The organism is Rhizobium sp. Root274 (assembly GCF_001429245.1).
GTDB lineage: Bacteria > Pseudomonadota > Alphaproteobacteria > Rhizobiales > Rhizobiaceae > Allorhizobium.
Map to the genome: position 1 here is coordinate 1 of NZ_LMJE01000004.1, position 10820 is coordinate 10820.

General features: G+C 58.6%; 7 protein-coding genes and 2 pseudogenes. 5 read left to right on the forward strand and 4 right to left on the reverse strand.

The genetic code is table 11. The annotated features are described in order from the left end of the window. The first annotated feature begins 178 nt into the window (after window positions 1-178). The 4 genes and pseudogenes from ASE36_RS08880 to ASE36_RS08900 all read left to right on the forward strand — a co-directional run bounded on the left by ASE36_RS08880 (window position 179) and on the right by ASE36_RS08900 (window position 5787). Window positions 179-1377, forward strand: a pseudogene (locus ASE36_RS08880) (diguanylate cyclase). Between the two features lie 1296 nt (window positions 1378-2673). After that, window positions 2674-3726: a type III polyketide synthase gene (locus ASE36_RS08890; RefSeq protein ID WP_062278365.1), complete on the forward strand. Its 1053-nt coding sequence runs from the start codon at window positions 2674-2676 to the stop codon at window positions 3724-3726. Next, window positions 3723-4229 carry an isoprenylcysteine carboxyl methyltransferase family protein gene (locus ASE36_RS08895; RefSeq protein WP_062278367.1) on the forward strand — a complete coding sequence of 169 codons (507 nt, stop codon included), beginning with the start codon at window positions 3723-3725 and terminating at the stop codon, window positions 4227-4229. Before ASE36_RS08890 ends, ASE36_RS08895 begins: the two co-directional genes overlap by 4 nt. After that, the gene (locus ASE36_RS08900) at window positions 4213-5787 is read left to right on the forward strand and encodes a DHA2 family efflux MFS transporter permease subunit (RefSeq protein WP_062278370.1); all 1575 of its coding nucleotides are present in this window, start codon (window positions 4213-4215) and stop codon (window positions 5785-5787) included. The genes ASE36_RS08895 and ASE36_RS08900 overlap by 17 nt, the downstream gene beginning before the upstream one ends. A 456-nt stretch (window positions 5788-6243) precedes the next feature. Here ASE36_RS08900 and ASE36_RS22180 read toward each other — a convergent pair. From ASE36_RS22180 to choX, 3 genes and pseudogenes are all read right to left on the reverse strand, one after another. Continuing rightward, window positions 6244-7229, reverse strand: a pseudogene (locus ASE36_RS22180) (methyl-accepting chemotaxis protein); the annotation flags it as partial. Window positions 7230-7527: 298 nt separating this feature from the next. Next, the gene (locus ASE36_RS08915) at window positions 7528-8361 is read right to left on the reverse strand and encodes an alpha/beta fold hydrolase (protein ID WP_062278376.1); all 834 of its coding nucleotides are present in this window, start codon (window positions 8359-8361) and stop codon (window positions 7528-7530) included. Beyond that, window positions 8361-9314 carry a choline ABC transporter substrate-binding protein gene (choX, locus tag ASE36_RS08920; RefSeq protein ID WP_062278378.1) on the reverse strand — a complete coding sequence of 318 codons (954 nt, stop codon included), beginning with the start codon at window positions 9312-9314 and terminating at the stop codon, window positions 8361-8363. Before choX ends, ASE36_RS08915 begins: the two co-directional genes overlap by 1 nt. Before the next feature lie 114 nt (window positions 9315-9428). On the opposite strand from choX, the gene betI reads away from it, so the two are divergent. Beyond that, the gene (gene betI, locus ASE36_RS08925; protein WP_244484376.1) at window positions 9429-10013 is read left to right on the forward strand and encodes a choline-responsive transcriptional repressor BetI; all 585 of its coding nucleotides are present in this window, start codon (window positions 9429-9431) and stop codon (window positions 10011-10013) included. Between the two features lie 374 nt (window positions 10014-10387). Here the strand turns inward: betI and ASE36_RS08930 are convergent. Beyond that, a partial coding sequence (locus ASE36_RS08930; protein ID WP_156378617.1) for an ATP-binding cassette domain-containing protein occupies window positions 10388-10820 on the reverse strand: 433 nt, incomplete at its 5' end.

Below are 10820 nucleotides of genomic sequence, written 5' to 3' on the forward strand. Positions count from 1 at the left end.
CGTTTGCGCGGTTCTCTCGGTCATGCATCTCGCCTCCATTTCCTGACAAGACGGATATAGAGGTTAGTCAACGGCTTCGACTGCGGGTTTTTGCCCGCGAAATCATGCGGCCATCAGGCTCTTCAGCTTCTAGGTTTTGTTTACTGTTAAGCCCATACCCTTAGCCCCCGGAGGATATATGGTAAACACGCGTCCATCTGGAAAATTGTCGGCTGAGGCTCTGCGCAAGGAAGCTACCCGTCTTCAGGCCCTAGAAGAACTCGATCTCCTGGATTCGCCAAGGGATCCGGGCTTCGACCGGTTCGTTCGCCTTATCCAGGAGATGTTCAGCGTTGAAATAGGTATAGTGTCATTCATCGACGGCCATCGACAATGGTACAAAGCCAGTGCGGGTATGCCAGTCGACGAGCTTCCCCGGCAGGATACATTCTGCCGCTACGTTCTGGAGTCCGAAGAGCCGTTGGATTGTACAGGATACGTTGCTTGACGAGAGGTTCTTTCGGCATCCGGTGGTCGTTAACCCGCCGCATGTTCGCTTTTATGCCGGCTACCCGCTTAAAAACAGACGAAGGACTGGTAGTCGGCACAATCTGCGCGATCGACAACAAACCCTGCTCGTTTGGTAGACGAGACATGCGGGTCTTTGAAGAGTTGGCCGGAGCTGTCATGGACCGTGTCGCTTTGGCCAAACTGGCGACGACCGACGGACTGACCGGACTCATGACCCGTCGCTCGTTCAAGGAGGCAGCGCATCGGCTGATTTCCCAGGCACTCCGGCACCGTCACCAAGTGAGCTGCATCATGCTCGACGTCGACCACTTTAAGTCGATGAACAGCTGCGCGCGGGTGACTTCTTTGGGCGGCTCGGAGGCGAAGAGTTCGCTGCCATTCTGTCCCATGTCGGTCGCGAAGGCGCGCTGGCGGCAGCAGATAAACTTCGCCAAGCCGTAGCGTCCGCTACAATCGATGGGCCGGCAGGCACCCTCAGCGTCACGGCAAGTTGCGGTGTGACCGCGACCTCCATCATCGCCAAAGACGTTTATACGCTTCTATCTCAGCCCGACGCAGCCATGCGTCGAGCCAAAGAAGCGGGCCGCAACCGATGCGAAGTCTGGGGCCACAGCCGAGAAACCCAGGAGAATGGATCACGCCGACGGGTTCTCAAATCAGGTCGCATCATAACCAATCACAGGCGCTCGACCATCGACTGCACTATCCGGTCAATCGGCGCAGATGGTGCCAACATCGCAGTCTCTGATACGTCAATAATTCCCCGCAACTTCATCCCGCAACTTCATATTGTGAAGCTGACGGCTTGAAACCCCCTGCAGGATTATCTCTCAGAACCGCGGGGCGATTGAAGTGGCGTTTGCATGAGGATGCGTCCGACGCTCGACCTGTCGTTGGTCGGCCAAATGGATTCGTTCCGATTTGACGCTAGAGTTGCAGCATCAGCAAGAGGAACAACTTAAGTTGATCTTAAGAACAGGCAACTATTGAAGGGGATTGCTACCCACAGCGCTGGGGGTCCGGCCCCGCATTTCGGCTCTTACTCAACAAATATCAAATCAACTTTGCAACGGTTCAAAGAAGCACAACTCCTGCTGCGGGGATGCTTCAATCGGGCGGATGCGCGGGGTAAACGGAGCGCGGTGAAGAACCGGAACGCCCCACTTCGCTTTAAATGGGTTGGATAGTACCCCCCCCCGCCATGGTCGCGACTGTGGCGGTGGTGATCGCCGTTTTCCTCGCCGACGTGCAAAAGCGTCGGCTTAAGGGAGAATACCTCCGCACGGTTCAGTTCTACAAGTTTATGGGACCTACGAATTCCAGTCCCAAGCTGGTACGCAGCCTAGGCGACCGTGACACTGGCCGAAGGGGTTCTTCGAAGGATGGCTGTCATGGTAACCAGCTCTCACGCCTTCTTGACGTGCTTATCAGCCAGCCTCCGAAACCAGACGCGGTCTCTCTCCGCATCAGTCTCCCGATAGAGTGCCAAGTCGGACCGTATCAAGCGTCCTTCCGTTCGCCACCCTAGAAGCCAAGATCAAGGCGGTAGCACGAAAATCATCAATCACGCTGCCCGTTTTTGCAAAAGTGGGGAGTTTCCCTCGGAGGGGAGGCGTCGAAGCTCATACGTCAGGAAAATCTGTTCCCCGTCAGCATTGCCACAAGCTGGCGCCGGTTCCTAAGGCCGCTCTGGTACAGATTTATCAGTATCTTGGCGCTCTCGTGCGCCGGCGGTGACGTTTTAGGAACCCCTTGCAACTCACATACACGCGAGAAAACTGTCTCAAGCCGTGCTAGATCTCAAGGTGACATAGCCGTGTTCAGTTTGTGAGCGACGTCGTGGATCATTGCGCAAAAAGTAGGCGGCTGCGCATGTTGTTCAAGTCCCAAATCACCATGATATGGTAGCTTAAGAGTGTTTGATGGATCTTACCAAACTGCATTGCTTGCAAATCGTGTTACTCCACGTCTTGATGTGCGGCGCCATCAATGGTCGCGTGCAGTAAACGCTTCTCTTAAAGCGGGGAACCTGCAAACCATCTGGCTCCGTCAGGCAACTCTCTGAGCGCAGCCAGGGCTGTGAAACTTTCCCTCTGCTATCTCGTCTCTATATCTATAGATACCGGTGCGCCACGCATCGGCCGAAGCGAATCGGACCCACCCATGGCTGAAACGGCCAAACTGCTCTCCATCGGCACCGCCCTGCCGCTTTATTCCATCGACCAGCGAGACGCCGCCCGGGCTGCCCATACGGCCTTTGCCGCGCGTTTCGGCGATTTCGAGCGGCTGGCCAAGGTTTTTGAAAGTTCGGGCATCAAGCGGCGCTATGCGGTGCGCCCGCTCGACTGGTATCTGGAAAAGCTAGACTGGCCGACCCGCAACGCCGCCTACATCGAGGGCGCGACCGAGCTCTTCATCGACGCCGCCCGGAAGGCGCTGTCGGCGGCAAATCTTGACGCGTCGCAGGTCGATACCGTCGTCACCGTATCCTCGACCGGCATCGCGACGCCGAGCCTCGAGGCGCGCGCCGCCGCCCGCCTCGGGTTTCGCGACGATATCGAGCGCGTGCCGGTCTTCGGGCTCGGCTGTGCCGGCGGCGTCTCCGGCCTGTCGATCGCAGCCCGGCTCGCCCAGTCGCGGCCGGGTCAGGTCGTGCTGATGGTCGCGGTCGAAACATGCACGCTCGCCTTCCGCATGGACCAGCTGACCAAGGCCAATATTGTCGCGACCGCCCTCTTCGGCGATGGCGCGGCGGCCTGCGTGCTGCGCGCGCAGCAAGGCGGCATCGCCGAAGTCGAGATAAGCGGCCAGCAGATGTGGCCCGATACCCTCGACATCATGGGCTGGAGCGTCGATCCGGAAGGCCTTGGCGTCATCTTCGACCGCGCCATCCCGCCTTTCGCCGAAGCCAACGTCGCCGAAGCGGTGACAAAAATCCTCGCCCGCGGCGGCCTGACGCTTTCGGATATAGACCGCGTCGCGTGTCACCCGGGTGGCGCCAAGGTGGTCGATGCGCTGGAACAGGCGCTGTCGCTTGGCCAGGGCAGCCTGAACCACGAGCGCGATGTGCTCTCAGACTATGGCAACATGTCGGCGCCGACAGCCCTCTTCGTGCTCGATCGCCTGGTGAAGTCAGGCCTGCCGCGCCGGACCTTGCTGACGGCGCTTGGCCCCGGCTTCACCGCAAGCTGCGTCTCCTTGAAGGCCGCCGCATGACACTCGCCGCCCTGCTCCTGGCCTTTGTCACCCTCGAGCGCCTCGGCGAACTCGTGCTCGCCCGGCGCAACACCAGGGCACTCCTCGCCAAGGGTGCGCGCGAGGCCTCGCCCGGCCATTATCCCCTGATCGTTGCCCTCCATGCCGCCTGGCTCATGGGCCTCTGGCTGCTCGCCTGGGATCATCCGCTCCAACCCGTGTGGACGGCCTTGTTCCTCGCCCTCCAGGTCCTGCGCATCTGGGTGCTGGCAACGCTCGGCCACCGCTGGACAACCCGCATCATCATCCTGCCCGAAGCACCGCTCGTCCGGCGCGGCCCCTATCGTTTCCTCAACCATCCCAATTATGTCGTGGTGATCGGCGAAATCGCAGTCCTGCCGGTGGCGCTCGGCCAGCCGCTTTTTGCGCTTGTCTTTTCGCTCCTCAACGCCGCAATCTTGACCGTGCGCATCCGCGCCGAAAATGCGGCCCTTGCAGGAGCCTCTCGTGTCCCGACCGCCTGAGATAGCAGCCGTGACTTCGCGCAGCCCGCTCGCGGTCTGGGCCGGCTTCATCGCCATGTGCATCGGCATGTTCATGGCGATCCTCGATGTCCAGGTGGTGGCAACCTCGCTGCCCACCATCCAGGGCGCGCTCGACATCCCGCCCGACCAGATGAGCTGGATCCAGACCGCCTACCTGACCGCCGAAATCATCGCGATCCCGCTTACCGGCGTGCTTACCCGCTTCCTCGGCATGCGCTGGCTGTTCGTCACCGCCATTGCAGTCTTTACCGTTGCCTCTATCGGCTGTGCGGCAAGCGGGAGCTTTACCGAACTCGTCGCCTGGCGCGTGCTCCAGGGCTTTTCCGGCGGCACGCTGATCCCGGCGGTCTTCTCGGCCGTCTTCATCCTCTTTCCCGTACACCGCCAAGGCCTTGCCACAACGATCGCAGGCGTACTCGCCGTGCTCGCCCCGACGGTTGGACCAATCGTCGGCGGATGGCTCACCGCCACCTATTCCTGGCACTGGTTGTTCCTGATCAATGTCGTGCCCGGCATTCTTTCGGCTCTGGCCGCCGCCCTCTACCTGCCGCACAATTCGGTCCGTCTGCACGAATTCCGCCGCCTCGACACGCTCTCTCTTGTGCTGCTGGCGGTGGCGCTGACGGCGCTCGAACTCGGCCTGAAACAGGCCCCGACCGTTGGCTGGCTCTCAGGCCCCGTACCCGGCCTGCTGGCGCTCTCCACCGTCACTGCAACGCTCTTTGTTATGCGCACACTAGCCGCTAGTCATCCAATTGTGGACCTGCACCACTTCGCTAATCGCAACTTCGTCATCGGCTCAACGCTTAGCTTCGTGTTGGGCATCGGCCTTTTCGGCTCGGTTTATCTGATGCCGGTCTTCCTCGCCTTCGTGCGCGGCCATGATGCCTTCCAGATCGGCATGATCATGCTGGTGACGGGCATCGCCCAGCTGCTCACCGCCCCCGTCGCGGTGGCGCTCGAACAGCGCGTCGATGCCCGGCTTCTCTCGGCCTTCGGTTTCGCCCTCTTTGCATCAGGCCTCGGCTGGAGCGTCTTCCAGACGCCGGAGACGGATTTTGCCGGCATGCTCTGGCCGCAGATCATCCGCGGCGTCGCCATTATGTTCTGCCTCCTGCCGCCCACCCGCCTGGCGCTCGGCAACCTACCGCAAGATCGCGTGCCGGATGCCAGCGGCCTGTTCAACCTGATGCGCAATCTTGGCGGCGCGATCGGCCTCGCCCTCATCGACACCGTCATCTACATCCGATCGCCGATGCATATCGAGGCGATCACCGCAGCGCTTCAGGCCCGCGACATGGCCACCGCCCACTTCGTCGGCGTCCCCCTCGACCAATTCACCGCTACCCTGCCAGGCCCCCTGAGCGAGGATATGCTCGCGCTGATCGACCCTCTGGTTCAGAACGCCGCCACCACCCAGGCGATCAACGAAGCCTGGGGCATGATCGCGTGTCTCAACATGCTAGCGCTTTTTTGTGTCCCGTTCGCCCGCAGGATCCTGCCGGCTGGCGACCACGACGCTGCCAGAAAAAAGTGACAGCGCTGATTGACGAACAAACCGCTCCGGTAGGTGTGAGGAGATCACTGAAGACTTGTGATGGGATCTGTCCTGACGAGAAATCATGCGCAAACGGAGAAAGGCGACCGCTGCGAAACAGCTGCCGCTTTTAAGAGTTACGATATAGATCACGGGCCGCCTGCTGCCGGATCCTTTAGGTAAGCAATAACATTGGCAATCTCATTGTCCCTCTTCAGGCCTGCGATGGTCACCTTAGTGCCCTTCACCATAGTCCTTGGCGACTTTAGATATGGCGTGAGCTCCGCTTCATCCTAGACCTTGTCTTGGCCGAACTCGGTCATAGCCTTGGAATATTTGAAGTCTGCGATCAAAAGCGATCGGACCACCCACTACACGTTGCAGGGTCGGGCCGCGGACGAGAGCGTCGCGTAGGAATCGCTAGGTCAAACGCCGCGAAGCGTCTGACAGGTTCGCTCACGCAGACTTCCTCCATTGCGTCGAGGTTGCATCCCGGACAGAAGCCGATCCCGTTCGGAAACGGCTCAGCAGGCTTGCAAGCATTTGTGCGCGCTCGGCCAATTGCTCGCTAGCCGCGTTCTGCTCTTCGACGCTCGCCGCATTTTGCTGCGTTCCCTGATCGAGCTGATGAACAGCTTGGCCGATCTCCTTTACACCGACCGACTGTTCGCGCGCTGCCTCGACAATCGCGAGCACGTTGCGGTCGATTTCCTGCACCCGCGTGACAATGCCATCAAGGGCGGAGCCCGTCTGGCGCACGAGGTCGACGCCGGATTGCACTTGTGCTGCAGATTTTGAGATGAGCTGCTTGATCTCTTTCGCAGCTGTCGCGGAGCGCTGGGCGAGTTCACGAACTTCCTGAGCTACAACGGCAAAGCCCTTGCCCGCCTCTCCGGCGCGCGCGGCCTCGACGCCTGCATTGATGCCAGCAGGTTAGTCTGGAACGCAATTTCGTCGATAACGCTGATGATTGACGAGATCTCCTTTGAGGAGGCCTCGATCTCTCCCATAGCCCTCACGGCGTCCTTGACCACCCGCCCGGAATGCTCAGCGCTCGAACGGGTCTCCCTCACAAGATTCCCAGCTTCTGCCGCGCGCATACTGGAATCGCTCACCGTCTGGGTGATCCCTTCCAAAGCTGCCGACGTCTGCTCAAGCGCAGCAGCCTGTTGTTTAGTGCGTTTGGCAATCCCGCCAGCACTTTCGTGCAGTTCGCTTGCAGTCTGCGCGATCTCTCCCGCTGTTCCCGAGATGTCGCCGATCAAATTGGCGAGGGTCGTGACAGCGGCATTGAGATCAAGCCGCGTTGTTTCCATGGACGGGTCGATGGGGGCGGAGACCTGGGAGGCCAGGTTTCCGGCCGCAAGCTCGCGTATTGCATCTCCCAGAATGCCAACAGATGCCATGCGTTTGGTGACATCCGTCGCAAATTTGACCACCCGCTAGATCTCGCCCTTCGAACTGTAGACGGGCAACGCGTTAGTCTAAATCATTCAGTGCCGCTTGGGCACGAACGAAGACAACGACAAGCGCTACATCTCAAGCGCGGAGAGTTCGAGTTGATGCAAATGGCCCCTCACGCTCATGCAATGGGCGTTGTTGCGTCGCAAAGCCGCTAAGCCCGCTACGCCGAGCTGAAAAGACGTCCAAGTCATCCGCCTCCGTTCTTCCGGGTTCACCCGGACCTTATTGCCCTAGGCACCGTTGCCTTTGTGAGAAAGCTGATAAGGTTCAAGATACTTACCTGAGTGCGCGAGCGTTTTGCCGCATTAGAGTATCTAACCAATCCTCGATTAGGGCTGCGACCTGTGCCGGTTCTTCCCAATGAGGATTGTGACCAAGTCCCTTTAGCATCACGCTTTGGACGTGCTTCGTGCCTTGACAAAGCGCGTCAACGTGGGGAGCGTCGAACAATAGGTCGCATTCTCCAGCGATTGCAAGGAAAGGCGCCTCGATGTCCCTGAGCTTGCCGCGCAGATCAGTGTCTTCGAGCAACGCAAGATAGTGGTGCCAACTCCTGACCGCCATACGGACGGCGTCGGCCTTCACTTTGGAAAGGAACTGCGGATCCAGTTCCACGGGACTGGAATACCAGTGTGTGAGGAAGGGATCGGCCCCATCCACCGCATCGACAAAAAGGCGGATGGGGTCCAGAGCTTTCAAACCAGTCAGATTTGGACAAGGCGAGCCCGCAAGCGTCACGATCTTGAGGCGACTCCACCGCTTCTGGACGGCAATCTCCATCGCGAGCAGGGAGCCGAAGGAGTGTCCGACCACCAGGGAGGGCGCGCAGTCAAGACGGGTTGCAACGGTCGCCAAATCCTCCACGATTGTCGAAAGGTCTGCGCAATCATCGTCCGAGCTATCCCCGTGTCCGGGCAGGTCGGGAATGATTAGACGAAACCTGTTCAGATGCTGACAGAGTGCACGATAGCTGCGACTGGTGTCGGAATAGCCATGCAGCAGCAAAGCCGTTTCGCCTCTGCCTCCCGTATCAACCACCGCGAGGTGTCTGCCCGACGGCAGAAGGACAAGCTTCTTCTGCTCGCGCCAGGCATCCTTGTCTTTTGGCATCAGAGGCCGAGGCCCTGACGAACTGCATCGAGCCCCGGTTTTCCGTCGAAAGTCGTGACACCGGCAAGCCAAGCGTCCAATCGCGCTGGGTCTTCTTCAATGGCCTTAGCCGCCGCGGCTTCGGGATCCAGTCCATCATCCATCAGGTAGCCCATGCCCTTATTCTCGAACTCCACGTCAAATTTCAGATTTTCAAGCAGCTTCGTCACATTGGGGCACTCCTGTTTGTACCCTTTGCGCACCTGCGTCGACACGGTCGCGGCGCCGAAGTTCGGGCCGTAGAATTTGTCGCCCCCGGTGAGGTACTTCATGTCAAATCGCGTGTTCATCGGATGTGGCGCCCAGCCTTGAAACACAATGAAGTCCTTTTCCTTCTCGTGGCGCTGGACCTCTGCCAGCATCCCCTGTTCACTGGATTCGACCACTTCCCAGCCCTTAAGGCCGAGAGCCGCATCGTCTTGGGCATCCAGCATGAGCTGGTTCGAGCCGGGTTCGATGCCGTAAAGCTTGCGATCGAACTGATCGGCAAAATTCTGTAGGTCCGAGAAATCCCGCACGCCCGCCTCGTAGACATAGGCTGGAACGGCAAACGTGTATTTGGCACCCTTAAGGTTCACCGTGACGGTCTCAACCGTGCCTTCATCGATATAAGGTTTTGCATACGTGATCATCGCCGGGTCCCAATAGCCGAGGAAGACGTCGAGATCCTTGTTCTTCAGGCTGAGATAGATCACGTCGATGCCTAGAAGCGACGACTTGGCATCATAACCGAGATGTTTCAACAGCGTCATGCCAACACCTGTGGTGAAGGCGAGGTCATTCCAGCCCGGCTCGGCCAGGCGAATGGTTTGACAGCCCTCGGGCTCGGCAGCCTGGACAGACTGCGCCGATGCGACCGCAGACAGGGTGGTCAACAAGCCTACATGTACGAATTTCCACGTCGTGCTTTTCATCATCTCAGTTCCCGGTTCATCTTATTATACACGCGGTCAATTAATTGACCACACGGTCAACTCTTGATCTTTCTGGTTGGATTGTCAATGACAGGCTGAGATTGAAAAGAGTGCATGATGGCTAGACTTTCGAGGATCAGCGAAATTCGACGCAGAGAACTGCGACACGCGGCTTATTGCGTCTTGCAGAAGGAAGGTCTGGCCGGCACCACACTTGAAAAGGTGGCCGCCTATGCAGGTGCCTCTAAAGGCATTGTGCTGCACTATTTTCGCAACAAGGAAGAGTTGTTCGAGCAGGCGATGCGAGAAGCGAACGGAGCCTTGAGCAGGGCTGTGGTCAAACGGCTGCGCGATGCACAAGATCCGGAACAAAGGGTCAGAGCGATTATCCTCGGCAACTTCGAGGAAGAATTTTTCAAGCCGTCAATCAGCCACGCCTGGCTATCGCTCTGCGCAGAGGTTCCGCGCGAACCGCAACTTGCCCGCCTTCAAAAGGTTTTTCATGCCAGGATGCGTTCAAACCTTCTCTCGGCACTGCGGGAGCTGAGGGACCGTGACGAAGCCGAGGAACTGGCGCTGGGCATTAGTGCGCTGATCGATGGATTGTGGCTACGCATGGGCCTTGATCCAGGCTCGGTAACCCGTGAGAGCGCATTGAAGCTAGCCTTTCTCTATCTCGAGCAGAATTTGAAACGATAGCGTGCCGGAACAGGTGAAAGATGATGCCTGGAAGACGCAATAATTCTACGACCTCTTTTCACACCTCATCTTTCGAGCGTTAAACCTGAGGAGGTCTTCTTCAGCGAAAAGCAACGGAGGAGAGGACGGTGCAAATTTTCAGTCATGTAACTTTCGCCACAAAAGCGTTTCCCCGACACGATCTATGCGTTCGGGATGGGATCTCAGACCAGCGAAGCCAGAGCCTTGAACCGACTTCTTAACTACGATCAGGACGGACACGACATCTATGTTTTGAAGACAGCACAATGACTGATCTGAATTCTCAAAGAGGCCGTAATCATCGTTGTGTCATCGACGTGTTTGTACGCCAGTTGCGTATTTTGCCAAAGGCATCACACCGTCCCGCCAAGCGAGCTCTCGAGCGTTGCAAGCTCCTGCCCACCGGCCATCAGATCCTGGAGCCGTTCTGCGGTGATATCACCACGCAAGGCTGTACCCAATGTCTGTCCGCGATTAAGCACAGTGAAGCGATCACCCACGGCCATGGCATGGCGCACATTGTGGGTAATGAACACGATCGCGATGCCTTGTTTGCGGACCTTGTCGATGGTTGCGAGCACATTGGCCGTCTGGCGCACGCCAAGTGCCGACGTGGGTTCATCAAGGATCAGGACCTTTGCCCCAAAATGCACCGCGCGAGCGATGGCGACGGTCTGGCGCTCGCCGCCTGAAAGGGTGCCTACCGCCTGGTTGGGGCCGCGCAGGCTGATGCCCATGGCGCCCATTTCCTGCATCGTGATACGGTTGGCGTATTCATGATCGAAC

Coding starts and splice junctions, on each gene's coding strand:
- ASE36_RS08915 (WP_062278376.1), bottom strand. CDS start 8,361: ATGCCAAAAGACAAGGATGCCTGGCGCGAGCAGAAGAAGCTTGTCCTT.
- choX (WP_062278378.1), bottom strand. CDS start 9,314: ATGAAAAGCACGACGTGGAAATTCGTACATGTAGGCTTGTTGACCACC.
- ASE36_RS08895 (WP_062278367.1), top strand. CDS start 3,723: ATGACACTCGCCGCCCTGCTCCTGGCCTTTGTCACCCTCGAGCGCCTC.
- ASE36_RS08890 (WP_062278365.1), top strand. CDS start 2,674: ATGGCTGAAACGGCCAAACTGCTCTCCATCGGCACCGCCCTGCCGCTT.
- betI (WP_244484376.1), top strand. CDS start 9,429: ATGATGGCTAGACTTTCGAGGATCAGCGAAATTCGACGCAGAGAACTG.